14 protein-coding genes and 2 tRNA genes are annotated in these 18464 nt (G+C 71.3%); 12 read left to right on the forward strand and 4 right to left on the reverse strand.

Annotated elements, in window-relative coordinates; genetic code table 11:
• Positions 1–89: 89 nt before the first annotated feature.
• Both ACIBLC_RS14920 and ACIBLC_RS14925 read right to left on the reverse strand, forming a co-directional pair.
• Positions 90–4238: a PAS domain-containing protein gene (locus ACIBLC_RS14920; protein ID WP_399211319.1), complete on the reverse strand. Its 4149-nt coding sequence runs from the start codon at positions 4236–4238 to the stop codon at positions 90–92.
• 303 nt (positions 4239–4541) lie between these two features.
• The gene (locus tag ACIBLC_RS14925; RefSeq protein ID WP_399211320.1) at positions 4542–5162 is read right to left on the reverse strand and encodes an SSI family serine proteinase inhibitor; all 621 of its coding nucleotides are present in this window, start codon (positions 5160–5162) and stop codon (positions 4542–4544) included.
• Positions 5163–5444: 282 nt separating this feature from the next.
• On the opposite strand from ACIBLC_RS14925, the gene ACIBLC_RS14930 reads away from it, so the two are divergent.
• The 12 genes from ACIBLC_RS14930 (at position 5445) to ACIBLC_RS14985 (ending at position 16806) form a co-directional block, all read left to right on the forward strand.
• A tRNA-Ser gene (locus ACIBLC_RS14930) sits at positions 5445–5535 on the forward strand.
• A gap of 186 nt (positions 5536–5721) precedes the next feature.
• A tRNA-Arg gene (locus ACIBLC_RS14935) sits at positions 5722–5794 on the forward strand.
• A 143-nt stretch (positions 5795–5937) separates the two neighbouring features.
• Positions 5938–6522, forward strand: a complete 585-nt coding sequence (locus ACIBLC_RS14940) for a YdeI family protein (RefSeq protein ID WP_399211321.1) — start codon at positions 5938–5940, stop codon at positions 6520–6522.
• 167 nt (positions 6523–6689) lie between these two features.
• On the forward strand, positions 6690–6902 hold the full coding sequence (locus ACIBLC_RS14945) for an integrin alpha (RefSeq protein WP_399211323.1): 213 nt from the start codon (positions 6690–6692) through the stop codon (positions 6900–6902).
• Positions 6903–6966: 64 nt separating this feature from the next.
• A complete protein-coding gene (locus ACIBLC_RS14950; RefSeq protein ID WP_399211324.1) occupies positions 6967–7887 on the forward strand; it encodes a DUF2797 domain-containing protein in 921 nt (306 codons plus the stop codon).
• Positions 7888–8051: 164 nt separating this feature from the next.
• A complete protein-coding gene (locus ACIBLC_RS14955; protein WP_399211325.1) occupies positions 8052–8402 on the forward strand; it encodes an antibiotic biosynthesis monooxygenase family protein in 351 nt (116 codons plus the stop codon).
• Entirely contained in the window at positions 8399–9304 is a 906-nt protein-coding gene (locus tag ACIBLC_RS14960; RefSeq protein ID WP_399211327.1) for an amidohydrolase family protein, read from the forward strand. The genes ACIBLC_RS14955 and ACIBLC_RS14960 overlap by 4 nt, the downstream gene beginning before the upstream one ends.
• A 371-nt stretch (positions 9305–9675) precedes the next feature.
• Positions 9676–10416 (forward strand): response regulator transcription factor, encoded by a 741-nt coding sequence (locus tag ACIBLC_RS14965; protein WP_365440575.1) that lies wholly within the window; start codon positions 9676–9678, stop codon positions 10414–10416.
• On the forward strand, positions 10413–12023 hold the full coding sequence (locus tag ACIBLC_RS14970; RefSeq protein WP_399211329.1) for a sensor histidine kinase: 1611 nt from the start codon (positions 10413–10415) through the stop codon (positions 12021–12023). The genes ACIBLC_RS14965 and ACIBLC_RS14970 overlap by 4 nt, the downstream gene beginning before the upstream one ends.
• A 14-nt stretch (positions 12024–12037) precedes the next feature.
• Positions 12038–13531 (forward strand): glycosyltransferase, encoded by a 1494-nt coding sequence (locus ACIBLC_RS14975; RefSeq protein WP_399211330.1) that lies wholly within the window; start codon positions 12038–12040, stop codon positions 13529–13531.
• Positions 13528–15759 carry an ArnT family glycosyltransferase gene (locus ACIBLC_RS14980; protein WP_399211331.1) on the forward strand — a complete coding sequence of 744 codons (2232 nt, stop codon included), beginning with the start codon at positions 13528–13530 and terminating at the stop codon, positions 15757–15759. The genes ACIBLC_RS14975 and ACIBLC_RS14980 overlap by 4 nt, the downstream gene beginning before the upstream one ends.
• A 270-nt stretch (positions 15760–16029) precedes the next feature.
• The gene (locus ACIBLC_RS14985; RefSeq protein WP_399211332.1) at positions 16030–16806 is read left to right on the forward strand and encodes a TetR/AcrR family transcriptional regulator; all 777 of its coding nucleotides are present in this window, start codon (positions 16030–16032) and stop codon (positions 16804–16806) included.
• Positions 16807–17076: 270 nt separating this feature from the next.
• On the opposite strand, the gene ACIBLC_RS14990 is transcribed toward ACIBLC_RS14985, so the two are convergent.
• A complete protein-coding gene (locus tag ACIBLC_RS14990) occupies positions 17077–17547 on the reverse strand; it encodes a PPOX class F420-dependent oxidoreductase (RefSeq protein WP_399211333.1) in 471 nt (156 codons plus the stop codon).
• 79 nt (positions 17548–17626) lie between these two features.
• Positions 17627–18448, reverse strand: coding sequence for a YceI family protein (locus ACIBLC_RS14995; RefSeq protein WP_399211334.1), 822 nt, complete (start codon positions 18446–18448; stop codon positions 17627–17629).
• Positions 18449–18464 lie beyond the last annotated feature (16 nt).

Raw genomic sequence — 18464 nt, forward strand, 5'->3', positions numbered from 1 at the left:
GGGGCACTGTTTCACGTGAAACAGTGCCCCAAGCCCCTTCCTCGTGACCTCAGTTCGCACCCCGATGACTGCTCGGTGCGGCCGGTCGGTCAGTTCGTGCCGATACGCGCCAGCAGGTCCACGATCCGCTCTTGCACCTCGGCGCTCGTCGAGCGCTCCGCCAGGAACAGAACCGACTCCCCCGAAGCCAGCCGCGGAAGTTCGGCCTGGTCGACGGCGGCGGTGTAGACGACGAGCGGCGTGCGGTTCAACTGCCCGTTCGCACGCAGCCAGTCCACGATTCCGGCTTGGCGCCGCCGTACCTGGAGCAGGTCCATCACCACCAGGTTGGGCCGCATCTGCGAGGCCAGCGTCACCGCGTCCGCGTCACTCGACGCCCGCGCGACCTGCATCCCGCGCCGCTCCAGCGTCGCCGTCAACGCCAGCGAGATCTCCGCGTGTTCCTCGATGAGCAACACCCGAGGCGGGTGCTGCTCGGAGTCCCGGGGCGCCAGGGCCTTGAGGAGTACGGCGGGATCGGCGCCGTACGCCGCCTCGCGCGTCGCCTGTCCGAGTCCCGCCGTCACCAGTACGGGCACCTCGGCGGCGACAGCGGCCTGACGCAGCGACTGGAGTGCCGTGCGCGTGATCGGCCCGGTCAGCGGGTCGACGAAGAGCGCGGCCGGGAAGGCGGCGATCTGCGCGTCGACCTCCTCACGCGAGTGAACGATCACGGGCCGGTAGCCGCGGTCGCTCAGCGCCTGCTGGGTCGTCACGTCGGGTGCGGGCCACACGAGCAGGCGCCGCGGGTTGTCCAGCGGTTCCGGCGGCAACTCGTCGTCCACGCGCTGCGGACGTGGCTGGTCGGCGACCTCGACGGCACCGCCGGGACCGTCGAGCGGCTCGGGACCCTCGTCGGCGTTCTCGTCCGGGGCTCCTATGGCGTACGAGCGTCCGGCGCCCTCAGTGGCTCCCGCCAGCCGTGACCCGGGGGCCTGTCCGCCGCCCTGCGGATGCGGACGGGCTGCCGTCTCCGGGCGCTCGGCGGCGGGCTCGGGGCGGGTGCCGAGCTTGCGACGACGGCCGCCGTTGGTCTGGTGCGGGGGAGGCGTCGGGGACTGCGGCTGTGCCTGTGTCTGTGCATGCGCCTGCGGGGCCTGCGGCTGGTTCGGGGCGGGCTGGCGGGCGAACGGCACGCCCTGGCCCAGCGTCCGGACGCTGATCGCCCGACCCTGCGTCGAGTTGGGGTCGACCGGGACCGCGGCCTCGGCGGGCAACGGCTGAGCGGCCCGCGGCTGGGCGGGGCGCTCGGGAGGCAGGGCCGGGCCGGGGGCGTTCGGCGCGGAGGTGGTGGGCGCGGCCAGAGCCGGTGTTCCGGCCAGTGCCGGTGCCGGTGCCGCTCCGGGCTGTGCCGCGGTGCCGGCGCCCGAAGTGTCGTGGGCGCTGGTGTTCGCGTTCGGCCAAGCTTGCGCCGGGGCGGCCGCCTGCGCGGGTACGGGCTGCCCAGCGGGGGCCGCACCCGGAGTTTCCTGCGCCGGAACCCCTTGCGCCGGAACCCCCTGTGCTGCCTGTGCCGGAACCTCTTGCGCAGGCGTCCCCGTCACGCCCTGCTGCGCCGGGGTCCGTGCCGCGCGACGCCGTCCCGTAGGGCTGGAAACGGGGTGCGGCTGGGGCGGAGTGTGATCGTCGGCCGGGTCGTGCAGCATCGCGTCGTGACGGCCGTCGCCGGGCCGGCCCTGCGGGGCGCCGGTGGCGTCGGCCTGCTGGAGGCGCTGCCGCTGGGCCTGCTGCTGGGCCTCGATGTACTCCGGGGAGCGGTCCGCGTCCGCGGGCGGCAACGCGAACACCGTGCGGGCGCCCGCCTCCTGCGGCGCGGCATGCTCGGCCGAAGCGGCCAGCGCACGCCGACGCCGCCCGGCCACCGGTGCCCCCTCCGAGGCGACACCGCCGTCGGCCTCGTTCTGTGCGCCGGCCACACCCTGTGCGCCGGCCACACCCTGTGTGCCGGCCGGACTCGGAGCCGCGGGCAGGGCCGGCGGCAGCGCGTGCTGTTCGCCGCCCTGTCGTGCGCGCCGTCCGGAAGGCACCGGCACGCCCTGTGCGGGCACGGGCACCCCCTGCGGAGGCACCGTCCCGCCCAGCCCCGTACCCGTCGCCGCGGTCCCGCTCGCAGCCTCGCCCGCCATGACGACCGCGCCTTCGGAGGCACCGCCGGCCGTGCCCGCGGGGACATCGCCTGCCGAACTGTCGACCGGGCTCGGCCGCCCGCGCCGTCGCCCGGTGCCACCGGAGGCCCCACCGTCGCTGGAGCCGTCGACTCCCGTCCCCTGCGCGGGAACCGGCACCGCGCCCGCCGCCGGCTCCTCCGCCGTACGACGACGCCGACGCCCGGTGGGAGCGTTCGTGCCCTCGCCGGTGGCAGGGTCGGTGCCGGAATCCGTGTCGGGCTCCCCCGCCACCTCGCTCTCCAGGAAGGCGTCCACGGAGGACCGCCGGGCCCGCCGCCTGCCGCCGCCCTGGTGGGAGGCCTGCTCGGGAAGGGCGACCTCGGCGCCGGTCGTGGACGCCACGGCCTCGACGCTCGGCGGAACCGCCCCGGCCCCGCCCCCGATCGGCACCTCCAGCACGAACGCGCTGCCGCTCATCCCCGGCACCTCGTGCGTCTGCAGCACGCCGCCGTGCGCGCGCACCGTCCCACGCACGATCGGCTCGTGCACCGGGTCTCCCCCGGCGTACGGCCCGCGCACCTCGATCCGTACGACCTCACCGCGCTGCGCCGCCGCCACCACGACGGTGTTGTCCATGTAGCCGCCGACGGACATGGGCGCGTTGCCGGTGGCGTCGACGCCGGCGACGTCCGCGATGAGATGCGCGAGCGCGTTCGCCAGCCGCTGCGGGTCGACCTCGGCCTCGATGGGCGGCGCGTGCACGGCGAACTGCACACGGCCGGGCCCGATCAGCTCGACGGCGCCTTCGACACCGGCCGCGACGACCGCGTCGAGCATGACGTTCGTACGGGAGATCTGCTCGGCCCCGGAGTCCAGCCGCTGGTAGCCGAGCACGTTGTCGACCAGGGTCGTGATCCGCGAGTAGCCGGCGGCGAGGTGGTGGAGGACCTGGTTGGCCTCGGGCCACAGCTGCCCGGCGTCGTCCGCGGCGAGCTTCGACAGTTCGCCGCGGAGCTGGTCGAGGGGCCCGCGCAGGGACAGCCCGAGCACGGCGAGCAGTTGCTCGTGCCGGGCGGCGAGCGCCTCGTAGCGGTCCTTCTCGCGCTCCCCGAGCGACGCGTACCGCTCGTCGCCCGCGGCGAGGTCCTCCTCGTGCTGCTCACGCAGCTCGGCGAGCTCGGCGGCCTGCTGCTCGCGCAGTTCGACGAGTGCCTTGTCGTGCTCCTCGGCGAGCCGCGCCAGCTCCTGCCCGTGACGCTCCTCGGCCTGGTCCTTCTCCTCGGCGAGGGTGTCGTACGGCCGCCGGTCGGTGAACGTCATCACGGCGCCGACGAGTTGGTCCCCGTCGCGCACGGGCGCGGTCGTGAGGTCGACCGACACCTTGTCCCCGGACTTGGACCACAGCACCTGTCCGCGCACCCGGTGCTTCCGCCCGGAGCGCAGGGTGTCGGCGAGCGGCGACTCCTCGTACGAGAAGGGCTCGCCGTCGGCGCGCGAATGCAGGATGAGGGAGTGCAGCTCCTGCCCGCCCAGATCGCTGGCCCGGTATCCGAGTATCTGAGCGGCCGCCGGATTGACGAGGACAACCCGCCCGTCCGTGTCCGTCCCCACGACGCCCTCGGCCGCGGCCCGCAGGATCATCTCGGTCTGCCGTTGTGAACGCGCGAGTTCGGCCTCGGTGTCGACGGCACCCGACAGATCGCGTACGACCAGCATGAGCAGCTCGTCGTTGGCGTATCCGTAGCTGTCGTAGGCCTGCTGGCCGTCCTCGAGATTCGCACTGGTGACCTCGACAGGGAACTCACTGCCGTCGGTACGTCGCGCGATCATCCGGGTCGGCTTGGTCCGCCCGCTCGGATCGGCCGACTCGGGCCGCCGCATGCTCCCGGGGATGAGCCGGGAGTCGAACGCGGGCAGCAGATCGAGCAGTCCGCGACCCACCAGAGCGGTGCCCGGGGTCTCGAAGGCCTCCAGGGCGATGGTGTTCGCGTTGACGACGGTCCCATTGGCGTTGACCAGCACCAACGCATCGGGCAGCGCGTCCAGTATGGCTGCGAGGCGAGCAGCGCCTCGGGATGGCCTGCTGCTCACGAGACGCTTCCTCCCTGTTACCGCACCTTGCCGACCGCGAGTGCCATCTTGCCAACCGTCCCGCGGCGTGTCACGCGAGGGAGTCTACGGGCAGAGGTTGCGCTCGCGGCCCCGGATGAGAGGGAGGTCGCACGCAGAACCGGCGGAGAAACCACGCGGAAGCGACGCAGAAGCCGTGACCACGCATTTCATCCCCCTTCGCCCTCCCCGCGGAACCAGGACACCACCGTGGATCCGGCCTGTCTCGACCCCGCCCCGACTCCGCCTCGGGCTCTGCCCCGGTGCTACCCCGTTCCATCCCGGCTATGACCGGAGGTCGGGAAGGAGCGGCGCGAGTGCGTTCCACCGCGCGATCCGGCACCCGTCCCCGCGGTCGAACCTGGCGTCGACGGGCCGCCCCGCCCAAGTGCCGGTGACATGCGCGGTGGCCGGACCGCCGTACTGCATCGTGCACATCGCGTCCTGCGGCACCGGTGCGAACGGATCCTTCCCCCATTGGGCTCCCCGGTCGAGCGCACCGCACGCTCCGCTCACATCGGGGTGAGTGCCACCGCCGGGATGACACCGCAGCTCGTACGTCCCGTCCTTACCGTTCCCCGTGCCGAGGACGGTCACGGTCAGCCGGTCCCGGGAGTCCTCGTCGCGGGCGGGCGGGGGCAGCAGAGCCGGGGGCGGGGATGTGGACAGGCCCGGGCGCTGGGCCGGGCCGAGGACAGCCGGTTCGGCGTACGAGATGACCGGCTCGAAGAAGCCGAGGGACCGGACGGGGGTCCGGATGGATTCGAAGGACCGGATGGATTCGAGGGACCCGAAGGATCCGGCGGGGGCGACAGGCCCGGCAGGCAGCGCGGTGGCCGGCCCGGCGGATACGGCGGAGAGCGCGGCGGCGGACGCGGCGACGGTGAGAACGAGACGACGCAACATGACCTGACTAACGCCACGCGCCCCACACGGTTGCGCGGAGTTCCGGTCACTCCGACAAGCAGGCTCGCTCTCCCTCACCTTTGCCGCCCCCACCTGCCGCCCCTCTCTGTCGTTCGCCTCTGTCGTTCCTCTCTGAGACCCCCGTTGCTCCGCCCGCTCCAGCCGCATTTGACTTTGCTCCGCGGCCTGCCTGCCTAGTACCGTAGGAGCCGATTGGTGACAGCCCGCTCGGCTGTGTCATCATCTGCACGCACCACTCGCGCTCACGCGAGCGGTTGTGCGGGAGGCGTCGCCTAGTCCGGTCTATGGCGCCGCACTGCTAATGCGGTTTGGGCCTCAAAGCCCATCGAGGGTTCAAATCCCTCCGCCTCCGCAGCAAGATCCGAAGCCCCGGACCACCTGGTCCGGGGCTTCGGCGTTACCCCAGGCCAGAGCCCGTATACGCAGCTCACAAGGGGTGCGGCAAACGGATTTCACATGGCGGCGGCAGTCATGTAATGTTCTTCCTGTCGCCGCGAGCGGGCCCGAAAGCCCAGCAAACGGCACAAAAACAAAACAAGCACTCGTAGCTTAACGGATAGAGCATCTGACTACGGATCAGAAGGTTGCAGGTTCGAATCCTGCCGAGTGCACACAGGTGAGAGGCCCCGGAGAGATCCGGGGCCTCTTGAGTTTTCGTGGATCGGCTCCGGGCGATCCTGGACCGGAATCTCACGCGGCTCTAGCGCTGTGACCGGGAAGGTTCACCGGGCTCGGCCGGGCTAGCCTGGCCCGCATGGAGGAGTTCAACGGGGTGGAAGTCGTCGCGTTCCCGGATGCGGCGGCCTTTGAGGAGTGGCTGGCCGCGCACCACACCCGTCGCGAGGGCGTGTGGGTCAGGGTTGCGAAGAAGGCGTCGGGGATCGCGTCCGTCACGGACGGCGAACTCGTCGACGTGGGGCTGTGCTGGGGCTGGATCTCCGGACAGCGTCGGGGCTTGGACGACCTGTATTACCTGCAGAAGTATGGGCCACGGCGACCGAGGAGCCTGTGGTCGCGGGTGAATGTCGAGAAGGTCGCGGCGCTGGCAGCGGCGGGCCGGATGCGGGAGCCCGGCCTCGCCGAGGTCCAACGGGCCCAGGAGGACGGCCGCTGGGACCGCGCGTACGCGTCGCAGGCGACCGCTGTTGTCCCGGACGACCTTGCGGCGGCGCTTGCCGCGGACCCGGCGGCGCGTGCGGCGTTCGACGCGCTCGACCGGACCGCCCGCTACCTCGTGATGCTCCCGCTGCTCCAGGCCGCGACACCGGAGACTCGGCAGACACGGCTGGAGCGGGTGGTACGGGACCTGGCGAAGGAGCCGCAGGCGGGCGAAGTTTGACCGGCCCGGTCGAGCCAACGCGCTGATCGTTTCCGGTCACGGCCGTACGTCCTGTCCGATAGGACAGATAGCTCACCTGTACGGGGTGACGGTTCCGTACCATCCACTTCGGTCACCACCAGAACCAGCGCGTCCTCGGCGAATCCGCAAGCCTCAGCGCCGATTTCGTGAACCGGGACGGGCTCGCCGACATCGTGGTCGGAGCACCGTACGAGGACCTCGGCGAAACCGCCCACGCCGGGCAGGTGACCGTCGTCCCCGGTCGGCGTACCGGAGCTCTCGGCACCGGGGCGTACTCCTTCAGCCAGGAGACGGCAGATGTTCCCAGCGGCTCCGAGGCCACCCTCCTGGGCGGCAACGGCCTGCTCTGGGTGATCTGACGCCGCCGTCCTCGTCGTCGCGCACCCGGACCGGCTGTCAGTGGTGGCCTCTACGCTTGCGGTGATGGCACATGTGTGGAGATGTACGGGGCTGCGGTGGGCCGGGGGCAGCCCCGTGCTGGTGTGGGACGGGGGGCGGAACAGTGCGTTGACCTGGGGGAAGCAGGTCGCGTTCGGTGTGGTGGACGGGGGCGGGCGCAGGTGCGTCGGAGCGCGGGGGAACGCGTGTCCGGTGCGGGCCAGGGTGGCCGGGCGGAGCGTCGGTGCCCGGTGCGAGGAGTGCGGGCGGCTCGAGCGGGCGCACTCCGTCGCGGCGGACACCATCGCCGATGATCTCCGGCCCTACTCCGTCTATCTGGCCTGGTTCGGGCCCGGGATGGTGAAAGTCGGGATCACCGCCGTCGAGCGCGGCCCGACCCGGCTCCTGGAGCAAGGAGCCGTCGTCTTCAGCTGGCTCGGGCGGGGGCCGCTGATGGCCGCCCGGCGGAGTGAGGAGTTGCTGCGTACGGTCCTCGGCGTGCCGGACCGGATCCCCTACGACGCCAAGCGGGCCGTCCGGAGTGCCCTGCCGGACGCGGCGGTCCGGGCCGCGGAGGTTCGTGAGCTGCACGCGCGGGCGGTGAGGCTCGGCGGGTGGCCGGAGTCCCTGGAGCGGATGCCGTTCGAGCCGGTCGATCACGCCGGTGCCTTCGGGCTCGACGGGTTGCCGCCGGCCCGGGGCGTCGTCGGCGAGCTCGTCGCGGGGGGCGTGGTGAGGGGGGCGCTGGTCGCCGCCGCCGGGCCCGATCTCCATCTGGCCACCGACCGCGGAATCGTCGTCCTCGACACGCGGCTGATGGCCGGGTGGGAGCTGACCACAGCCGCCGCCACAGCAGCAGCGTCCGCCGCCACAGCCGCGGTGGACGCCGGCGCCAGGCTCGATGCCGACCTGACCGTGCCCGTACGGGAGTTGAAGGACCCCGCCGTACAGGACGGCCTCTTCTGAAACGACTTGAATCACCTGAAGCCACCTGAAGCCGGCCCCGAGTCCGGCCGTAGCCTCCCCGCCGGGAACCGCCCCGCCCGCAATGGTCAAGACTTCGATCCCTTTCGGATCCCGTTCGGCAAGGTGCTGGACGCCGGGGGACGCGTCGTCCGAGAGTGGCGGACATGAGTGATCGCCCCGTGGCACCTGTCGCCGCCCATGAACCCCCGTACTACGCCGTCGTGTTCACGTCCCTGCGGACGGAAGGCGACAACGGGTACGGCGAGACCGCCGAGCGCATGGGAGAGCTGGTGAAGGAGATCCCCGGGTTCCTCGGGGAGGACTCCGCGCGGACCCCGGGCGGGCTCGCGATCACCGTCGCCTACTTCCGGGACGAGGCCGCGATCGAGGAGTGGCGGAACCATGCGGAGCACCGGGCGGCGAAGAAGCACGGACGCGAGCACTGGTACGAGCGCTACAGCATCCACATCGCCAAGGTCGAGCACAGCCACGCGTTCGGACGGGAGCGGATGTGAACGGGACGGACGGCCGGCATGAGTCCGGCGAGGTACGGGAGTTCTGGACGCGGCTCGGGCTTCCCGGGCTCGTCGACGTCCACACCCACTTCATGCCCGAGCGCGTGCTGCGCAAGGTGTGGGCCTACTTCGACACACTCGGCCCGCTGACGGGCGGGGTCGAATGGCCGATCACCTACCGCGGCGACGAGGACGAACGGCTCGCGGTGATAAGGGAGTTCGGCGCGAGGGCCTTCACGTCCATGCTGTATCCGCACCGGGCGGGCATGGCGCGGTGGCTCAACGGCTGGGCCGCCGACTTCGCCCGGCGGACCCCGGACTGTCTGCACACCGCGACCCTGTTTCCCGAGCCGGGCGTCGAGACGTATGTGCGCGAGGCCGTCGAGGCGGGGGCGCGGGTGTTCAAGGCGCACGTGCAGGTGGGGGCGTACGACCCTGGTGACCCGTTCCTCGATCCCGTGTGGGGACTGCTCGCCGAGGCCGGCATCCCGGTCGTGACGCACTGCGGGTCCGGGCCCGCGCCCGGCAAGCACACCGGGCCCGGTCCGGTGGCCGGGGTGCTGGCCAGGCACCCCCGGCTGCGGCTGGTCGTCGCGCACCTCGGGATGCCCGAGTACGAGGACTTCCTCGGGCTCGCGGAGCGGTACGGGGAGGTGCGGCTGGACACGACCATGGCGTTCACGGACTTCAGCGAGCGGCTCTCGCCGTTTCCGCGCGAGGCGCTGCCCCGGCTCGCCGACCTCGGGGACCGGGTGCTGCTCGGCACCGACTTCCCCAACATCCCGTATCCGTACGTCCATCAGCTGCACGCCCTGGAGCGGCTCGGCCTGGGCGACGACTGGCTGCGGGCTGTCTGCCACGACAACGGGGCCCGGCTGTTCGGGCTCACCCCTCAACCGTGAGCCCGGCACCCGCGATCCCCCTCCCCTCCACAGTGAGCCCGGCACCCGCGATCCCCCTCCCCTCAACCGTGAGCCCGGCACCCGCGATCCCCCTCCCCTCCACAGTGAATCCAGCGCCCCGCGATCCCCCTCCCCTCCCCCTCCACCGTGAGCCCGGCACCTCCGTAACCACTCCGCCCCAGTGAGCCCGGCACCCTCACGATCACCCCGCCCCAGCGAGCCCCCGCGACCCCGGTGCCACCCGCGACCATCCCGTCACAGCACGTGCTGAGCCCTCCCCAGCAATTCCCTGAGAGGCGCCTGTGCGTTTCTCAGGAAAATCACAGGTTCCGGAAAGGATGTTCTCAGCGGCGCCTAGCAATGTGTCCGCTATGACCACGACCTCGCCCCAGGGGCGCACCGAACTGCTGAGGCCGGACGGGAGCCCCGTCCGAGTGCTGGTGGTGGACGACGAGCTGTCGATCACCGAGCTGCTGTCCATGGCCCTTCGATACGAAGGCTGGCAGATCCGCAGCGCGGGTGACGGGACGGGAGCGATTCAGACCGCTCGCGACTTCCGGCCCGACGCCGTCGTCCTCGACATGATGCTGCCGGACATGGACGGGCTGACCGTCCTGGGCCGGCTGCGCCGCGAACTGCCCGACGTGCCCGTCCTCTTCCTCACCGCGAAGGACGCCGTCGAGGACCGCATAGCCGGGCTCACCGCCGGCGGCGACGACTACGTCACCAAACCCTTCAGCCTCGAAGAGGTGGTCGCCCGGCTGCGCGGCCTCATCCGCAGGTCCGGCGCCGCCGACCGCCGCAGCGACTCCACGCTCGTCGTCGGGGACCTCACCCTCGACGAGGACAGCCATGAGGTCTCGCGGAGCGGCGAAGGTATCCACCTCACCGCGACCGAGTTCGAGCTGCTGCGCTTCCTGATGCGCAACCCGCGCCGGGTGCTCAGCAAGGCGCAGATCCTCGACCGCGTGTGGTCGTACGACTTCGGCGGCCAGGCCAACGTCGTCGAGCTGTACATCTCCTACCTGCGCCGCAAGATCGACGCCGGTCGCGAGCCGATGATCCACACGCGGCGCGGTGCCGGTTACCTGATCAAGCCCGCCGCGTCATGAGCGGACGACGACGGCCGCGAGCGCAGAAGAGGCGAGGACGACAGCCGCGCACCCTGCGGACGCGGCTCGTCGTCTCGGCGGTGGCCCTCATCGCCGTGGTCTGTGCTGTCATCGGTACGGTGACCACCATCGCGCTCCAGAAGCACCTGTACGAGCAACTCGACGGCCAGCTCGGCGAGGCCGCGATGCGAGCGACCGGAGGTCCTCTGAAGCCGGGCGGCGGGAACCCGGACGCCGACAGCCAGATACCCGGGACCCTCTCCGGCACCAACTCGCAGGACGACACCTTCGACTTCCTCACCCGGGGGCCGAGCCAGGAGAACACCATCGCGGCCGTCGTGGAGAACGGCGGGATCACCGACGCCGTCGTCTCCAAGGAACAGACCGACACCAACGGCAGCTTCCAGATGGGCACCCAGACACTCACCGAGGCACAACAGGCCGCGCTCGGCTCGGTGTCCAAGACCGGCGTGCACAGCGTGGAGCTTCCCGGCCTCGGTGAGTACCGGGTCATGTACAAGGACGGCACCAAGGGCGCGTTCTACGTTGCCATCCCCACCAAGTCCGTCACCAACACCATCAACACCCTCATCCTCGTCGAGGTGAGCGTCACCGGCGCCGGTCTGATCGCCGCCGGTATCGCGGGCAGCGTGCTCGTCGGCCTGGCCCTGCGCCCGCTGCGCAAGGTCGCCGCCACCGCCACCCGCGTCTCCGAACTCCCCCTGCACAGCGGCGAAGTCACCCTGTACGAGCGGGTCCACGAGTCCGAGGCCGATCCGCACACCGAGGTCGGCCAGGTCGGCGCGGCCCTCAACCGGATGCTCGACCACATCCACGGCGCCCTGCACGCGAGACAGCAGAGCGAGACGCGGGTACGGCAGTTCGTCGCCGACGCGAGCCATGAGCTGCGTACGCCACTGGCGTCCATCCGCGGTTACGCCGAGCTGACCAGACGCGGCAGGGAGGAGACCGGGCCCGACACCCGGCACGCGCTCGGCCGGATCGAGTCCGAGGCCGGGCGCATGACGCTGCTCGTCGAGGACCTGCTGCTGCTCGCCCGGCTGGACGCCGGACGCCCGCTCCAGTACGAGAACACCGACCTCGTACCGCTCGTCATCGACGCGGTCAGCGACGCGCGGGCCGCCGGACGTGACCACAACTGGCGCCTGGAGCTGCCCGACGAGCCCGCGCTCGTCCTCGCCGACGCGGCCCGCCTGCAACAGGTGATGGTCAACCTGTTCGCGAACGCACGCACGCACACACCGCCCGGTACGACCGTGACCGCGCGCGTCCACCAGCAGGGGCCGTGGCTCTGCGTGGACGTCCAGGACGACGGCCAGGGCATTCCGGCCGACCTGCTCCCGCGCGTCTTCGAACGCTTCGCGCGCGGTGACACCTCACGCTCACGCTCCTCCGGCTCAACCGGTCTGGGACTCGCCATCGTGCAGGCCGTCGCCTCCGCGCACGGGGGTGCGGTGACCGTCGACAGCGTGCCCGGACGCACCGTGTTCACCCTGCATCTGCCCGCGCTGCCCGTCGAAACAAATTCGCAAACGTACTCACAGTCGGAGCACAGTGCCACCACATGGGTGCAACAGGGCGTATGAGGAGAGTCGTTGACATGCGAACCGACTCTTCTCCCGGCAACCTGCCGGCGCGGGAGCACCTCCCGGCCGGGTCCGCCGGTACGCCTGTCCTGGATGTTGTGATCCCCGTCTACAACGAGGAGAAGGACCTCCAGCCGTGTGTGATGAGACTGCACGAGCACCTCAGGCGCACCTTCCCGTACGAGTTCCGCATCACCATCGCGGACAACGCGTCGACCGACACGACTCCGCGGGTCGCGGCACGGCTGGACAGCGAGATCCCGGAGGTCAGGTCCTTCCGGCTGGAGCAGAAGGGCCGGGGCCGGGCGCTGCGCACGGTGTGGTCCGCCTCGGACGCCCCGATCCTCGCGTACATGGACGTGGACCTCTCCACCGACCTCAACGCCCTGCTGCCGCTGGTGGCCCCGCTGATATCGGGCCACTCGGACCTCGCGATCGGCTCGCGGCTCGCCCGGAGTTCGCGCGTGGTGCGCGGCGCCAAGCGGGAGTTCATCAGCCGTTCGTACAACCTGATCCTGCGCGGTTCGCTCCAGGCGCGGTTCTCCGACGCCCAGTGCGGCTTCAAGGCGATCCGGCGTGATGTCGCCCAGGTGCTGCTGCCGCTCGTCGAGGACACCGGCTGGTTCTTCGACACCGAGATGCTGGTGCTCGCCGAGCGCGCGGGGCTTCGTATACACGAGGTCCCCGTCGACTGGGTCGACGACCCGGACTCGACCGTGCACATCGTCAAGACCGCGACGGACGACCTGAAGGGCGTCTGGCGCGTCGGCCGCGCCCTCGCCACCGGTTCGCTGCCGCTGGACCGGCTCGCCAGGCCCTTCGGGGACGACCCGCGCGACCGCGAGCTGACCGACGTCCCCAAGGGCCTCGCCCGCCAGCTCGTCGGCTTCTGCGTGGTCGGCGCCCTCTCCACGCTCTTCTACCTGCTGCTCTACACCGGCTTCCGTACGTTCTCGGGCTCGCAGGTCGCCAACGCGCTCGCCCTGCTGGTGTCGGCCGTCGCCAACACCGCCGCCAACAGGCGGCTGACCTTCGGCGTACGCGGCCGGGGCGGCGCCGTCCGCCACCAGGCGCAGGGCCTGGTCGTGTTCGGTATCGGACTCATCCTCACCAGCGGGTCGCTCGCCGCCCTGAACGCGGCGACGACCGACCCGGGGCACTCCACGGAACTGGCGGTGCTCATCGCCGCCAACCTCGCGGCGACGGTGCTGCGGTTCCTGCTCTTCCGGGCCTGGGTCTTCCCCGACCGGCGCGACGACACACCGTCCCCGGTCGCGGCGGGCCACAACCCGGCCTCGCCCACCTACTCGACGGCGGCCCGCTCCCCGTACGACGCGGACCGGTTCCGCACCGGCCGGTTCGGCACGGGCCAGTTCGGCTCGGACCAGTTCCGTACAGACCAGTTCCGCGCCGGTGAAGCCGCGGACCTCACCCGGGGGGACGCGACCATGCAGCTGCAAGCGGTGCGCCCGTACGACGACGAACCGAATCCGAGGGACGCGCGATGACCACTCAGCCCGATACGAGCTATCAGGGGGGAGCGAATCCCCCGGGCGACACCTCGACGGCCGTACACGAGCCGGTCGTATCCACCGTCTCCACCGAGCCCACCGTTTCCACCGGGCCCGAGGTCGCGCCCCGGTCCGGTGAGCCCAAGCAGCCCTTCGCGCGCCGGGTCTGGCGAGGCCGGCCCGAGGACCCGCGCTGGGTGCGCCCCGCGTTCCTCGGTCTGCTGGTCGTCACCGCGGTGCTGTACCTGTACAACCTGAGCGCCTCCGGCTACGCCAACTCCTTCTACTCCGCGGCCGTCCAGGCCGGCAGCCAGAGCTGGAAGGCCTTCTTCTTCGGCTCGCTGGACGCCTCCAACGCCATCACCGTCGACAAGCCCCCGGCCTCGCTGTGGCCGATGGAGCTGTCGGTACGGATCTTCGGGCTCAACTCGTGGGCGATCCTCGTCCCCGAGGTGCTCATGGGCGTCGGCACGGTCGGGGTCCTGTACGCGGCCCTGCGCCGCCGCTTCAGCCCGGCGGCGGGCCTGATCGCGGGCGCGGTGCTCGCGCTCACCCCCGTGGCCGCGCTCATGTTCCGGTTCAACAACCCGGACGCGATCCTCGCGCTGCTCATGACCGTCACGGTCTACTGCGTGATCCGCGCCCTGGAGGACGGCCGTACGAAGTGGCTGGTCTGGGCGGGTGTCGCGGTCGGCTTCGCCTTCCTGTCGAAGACCCTGCAGGCATTCCTGATCCTGCCGCCGCTCGCCGTTCTGTACGCGGTCTGCGCGCCGGTCGGGCTGCGGAAGCGGTTCGTGCAGCTGGGCTGGTCGACGCTCGCGCTGGTCGTCTCCGGCGGCTGGTGGGTCGCGATCGTCGAGCTGTGGCCGGCCTCCTCGCGCCCCTACATCGGCGGCTCGCAGAACAACTCGTTCCTTGAACTGACCTTTGGTTACAACGGACTTGGCCGGATCAGCGGCGACGAGACCGGCAGTGTCGGCGGCGGAGGCGGTGCCGGCGGCACCGGGCAGTGGGGCGAGACCGGCTGGGACCGGATGTTCAACTCCGAGATCGGCAGCCAGATCTCGTGGCTGCTGCCGGCCGCGCTCATCCTCTTCGTCGCGGGCCTCGTCCTCATGCGCGGGGCCAGGCGGACCGACCTGACCCGGGCCTCGTTCCTCGCCTGGGGCGGCGCGCTGCTGATGACCCTGGTCGTCTTCAGCTACATGGCCGGCATCTTCCACCAGTACTACACGATCGCCCTGGCCCCCTACATCGCCGCCGTGGTCGGTATGGGCGCGACGCTGCTGTGGGAGGAACGCTCGAAGATCTGGGCCTCGCTCACCCTCGCCGCCTCGGTCACCGCGACCGCGGCCTGGGGATACGTCCTCCTCAACCGCACCCCCGACTACCTGCCCTGGCTCAAGTGGCTGGTCCTCGTCGGCGGTCTGGCCGGCGCCCTCGGCCTGATCTTCGTGACCAGGCTGGGCCGCCAACTGGCCCTCGCCACCGTCGCCCTGAGCTTCGTGGCCGCGGTCGCGGGCCCGACGGCCTACACGCTCAGCACGGTGAACACCGGGCACACCGGTTCCATCGTGACGGCCGGTCCGTCCGGCGCGAGCATGATGGGCGGTCCCGGTGGAGGTGGCGGCGGCGGTGGCCGTGGTGGTTTCGGCGGCGGTGGAATGCCGGGCCAGAACCAGCAGGGCGGCACCACCGGTCAGCCCCCGACCGGCGGAACGGGCGGCGCAGGCGGCGGCTTCCCCGGCGGCGGCACGAACGGCACCGCCCCGCAGAACGGCCAGCAGGGTGGCACGGCCGGTGGCGGCATGGGTGAAGGCGGCGGCATGGGCGGTGGCGGCGGCGCGGCCGGTCTACTCAACGGGGCGACCGTCACCGACGAGGCGAAGACGCTCCTGAAGAAGAACGCCGACGACTACACCTGGGCGGCAGCCGCCATCGGCGCCCAGAACTCCGCCAGCTACCAACTCGCCACCGGTGCGCCGGTGATGGCGATCGGCGGCTTCAACGGCACCGACCCGTCACCCACGCTGGCCCAGTTCAAGCAGTACGTGGCCGACGGCAAGATCCACTACTTCATCTCCAGTGGAACGAGCGGCGGCATGGGCGGCAGCAGCGACGGCACCTCCTCCCAGATCACCTCCTGGGTCGAGGCCAACTACACGAAGGTGACGGTCGGTTCGGCCACCTTCTACGACCTGACGCAGCCTGCGAGCGGTAGCTGACGGTTCTCTGCACAGGGTGTGGCCCGGAGCGTTCGCTCCGGGCCACACCCTGTTCTGTGCGGTGGACGAGCGGGGGGAGGGCTGGTGGCGGCGGCGTTGCTGCGGCGGGTGATGGGGGTACCACCCAGACAGTGAGTACCGGGGATGCGGCCTCGCGGTGGCGATCACCGTCTGGCGTGCCCGCTTAGCATCGGGGAGAGCGGACCGGGGGGTTCCGGGTCGCTCGCCGAACGTACGTCCGCGTAGTCCGAGTTGCGAGGAAGGTGCGCCATGGTGAGGGCAGCCGACCGGGCCGAGCGTCCGGCGCGGACCAGTGTCTGGCTGGAGGGCAAGGCCGCGCGGGGCGGGGCGGCGGCGCGTGGCGGTGGTCAGCCGACCGGGCTCGACCGGGAGCGGATCACCGAGGTGACGGTGCGGTTGCTCGACGCGGAGGGGATGGCGAGGTTCTCCATGCGCCGGCTGGCCGCCGAGCTGAACGTCACCGCGATGTCCGTGTACTGGTACGTCGACACCAAGGACGACCTGCTCGAGCTGGCCCTCGACGCGGTGTACGGCGAACTGGAGCTGCCCGAGCCGGAGTCGGGGGAGGACTGGCGTGACCAGTTGCGTTCACTCGCCGGCGGGTACCGGGCGCTGTTGGTGCGCCACCCCTGGGTTTCCCCGCTCATGGGCACGTTCCTGAACATCGGTCCGCACTCCATGGCCTTCTCGTTCCGCGTGCAGAAGGTGGTCCGCGGGACGGGGCTGCCTCCGCACGGACAGACGGGCGCGGTCTCGGCGGTCTTCCAGTTCGTTTACGGCTTCGGCACGATCGAGGGGCACTTCGTGCAGCGGTCCGCCTCGGCGGGGGTGAGCCAGGACGAGTACTACCGCCAGGCCATGGGCGCGATCGGCGAACAGCCGCAGTTCGCCGCCCACTTCGAGAGCTTCGCCGATCTCCTGGGGGCGCGGGGCGGGGACACCGTGGAGGAGATGCGGGAGCGGGACTTCAGGTTCGCGCTGGAGACGCTGATCGCGGGGATCGAGGCGATGGTCGAGCGGGGCTGAGCTTCTGTTCGCCCGCGAGTGGTGGGTGGTTCGCCCCTCGCGCCCGCGGGTGGTGGGTGGTTCGCCTCACGCGCCCGCGGGTGGTGGGTGGTTCGCCCACGGGGTGTGGTGGGTCGGGGCCGCGCCGGTACATCCGCCCGCATCCGAACGGATCGACTGTGGGTGAACAGTGGCCGTGGGGATCGATCCGTTCGGATGCGGGCATTTGATGTACCGACACGGCCCCTTCCGCCGGTGGGCGGCTGCGGGTGTCGACTACCGCGGCCTTCGCTACTCCTGCGGAGCCAGCCTTGCCGGGAAGCCGCCTGTGGCCACCGGGCTCCAGCGGTCGGGGGTGACGCGGATGATCGACTTGCCCTGCTTGAGCATCGCCTCGCGGTACTCGTCCCAGTTCGGGTGCTCGCCCGCGATGTTGCGGTAGTACTCGACCAGGGGCTCGACCGAGTCGGGCGAGTCGAGGACCTCGGCCGTGCCGTCGATCTGGACCCACGGGCCGTTCCACTCGTCGCTCAGGACGATCAGGCTGACCCGCTCGTCCCGCTTGGCGTTGCGGGTCTTGGCGCGTTCGGGGTACGTCGAGACGACGATGCGGCCGGAGTCGTCGACGCCGCAGGTCAGAGGTGAGCCCTGCGGGTCGCCGTCGGCGCGGCGGGTGAGCAGGATGGCGCGGTGGCGGGGGCGTACGAAGTCCAGCAGTTCGTCGCGGGATACAGGGGTGTTCGTCGCGGTGTTCGGTGCCATGGTTCGCAGCCTAGGGCCTGCGCTCTCGTCGTGGCTGTCCCTGCCGTTCCTATGACCGCGGAAGAACCCCCGGGTGCGTCTACGCCTGCGGGAGTGATCCGCCCTGCACCGCCTGGATGTCCAGTTCGACCTTCAGGGTCGTGCCGATGGCCGCGATGCCTGCCTGGACGATCTGGTTGTAGTTCATGGCGAAGTCCTCGCGGTGCAGTTCCGTGGTCGCCCGGAACGCGGCGCGGGTGCCGCCCCACGGGTCGGCGCCGGTGCCGAGGTAGGCCAGGTCCAGGTCCACGGGACGTACGACTCCGCGCATGGTCAGCTCGCCGTGGACGGTCCAGCGGTCGGAGCCGGCGAGGGTGAGGCCCGTCGAGTGGTAGGTGATCTCGGGGTACGCCGTGACGTCCAGGAAGTCGGGGGACCTGAGGTGTTCGTCGCGTGTCGTGTTGCCGGTGTCGATGGAGGAGGCGTTGATCACCGCCTCCACGCGGGACTTGGCCGTCTCGTCGGGGGCGATCTCGATCCGCGCCGCGAAGTCGGTGAAACGGCCGTGCACGCTGGAGATGCCCAGGTGCTGGGCCACCGCGCCGACGGAGGAGTGGGCCGGGTCGACGCTCCAGGGGCCGGGAGGCGGCAGTTCCGTGCCGCCCTGGCGGGCGAGGGTCACCGTGCCGACCTCGGCCCGGCCGCTCGCCGTGACGAGGGCGCTGGACGCCGCGGGCGCGTAGCCCACCGCCGTGACGATCACGGTGTACGCGCCGGGGGCGAGGGGGTTCGTGTCGCGCACGGCTCCTTCGGCGTCCGCCTCGGTACGCAGCACCTGGACGCCGGTCATGTCGGTCACCGTGACGACCGCGTGCGACACGGCCCATCCGTCCCGTGTCCGGATCCTTGCGGTCAGTCCCATCCCGTTCTCTCCCTGC

Origin of the sequence: Streptomyces sp. NPDC050535 (assembly GCF_044457665.1) — a bacterium.
Classification (GTDB): Bacteria; Actinomycetota; Actinomycetes; order Streptomycetales; family Streptomycetaceae; genus Streptomyces.

Bases quoted from the DNA above. Each gene is read 5' to 3' on its own strand.
- ACIBLC_RS14925 (WP_399211320.1), bottom strand. From the start codon at position 5,162: ATGTTGCGTCGTCTCGTTCTCACCGTCGCCGCGTCCGCCGCCGCGCTC.
- ACIBLC_RS14940 (WP_399211321.1), top strand. From the start codon at position 5,938: ATGGAGGAGTTCAACGGGGTGGAAGTCGTCGCGTTCCCGGATGCGGCG.
- ACIBLC_RS14950 (WP_399211324.1), top strand. From the start codon at position 6,967: ATGGCACATGTGTGGAGATGTACGGGGCTGCGGTGGGCCGGGGGCAGC.
- ACIBLC_RS14955 (WP_399211325.1), top strand. From the start codon at position 8,052: ATGAGTGATCGCCCCGTGGCACCTGTCGCCGCCCATGAACCCCCGTAC.
- ACIBLC_RS14965 (WP_365440575.1), top strand. From the start codon at position 9,676: ATGACCACGACCTCGCCCCAGGGGCGCACCGAACTGCTGAGGCCGGAC.
- ACIBLC_RS14970 (WP_399211329.1), top strand. From the start codon at position 10,413: ATGAGCGGACGACGACGGCCGCGAGCGCAGAAGAGGCGAGGACGACAG.
- ACIBLC_RS14975 (WP_399211330.1), top strand. From the start codon at position 12,038: ATGCGAACCGACTCTTCTCCCGGCAACCTGCCGGCGCGGGAGCACCTC.
- ACIBLC_RS14980 (WP_399211331.1), top strand. From the start codon at position 13,528: ATGACCACTCAGCCCGATACGAGCTATCAGGGGGGAGCGAATCCCCCG.
- ACIBLC_RS14985 (WP_399211332.1), top strand. From the start codon at position 16,030: ATGGTGAGGGCAGCCGACCGGGCCGAGCGTCCGGCGCGGACCAGTGTC.
- ACIBLC_RS14990 (WP_399211333.1), bottom strand. From the start codon at position 17,547: ATGGCACCGAACACCGCGACGAACACCCCTGTATCCCGCGACGAACTG.
- ACIBLC_RS14995 (WP_399211334.1), bottom strand. From the start codon at position 18,448: ATGGGACTGACCGCAAGGATCCGGACACGGGACGGATGGGCCGTGTCG.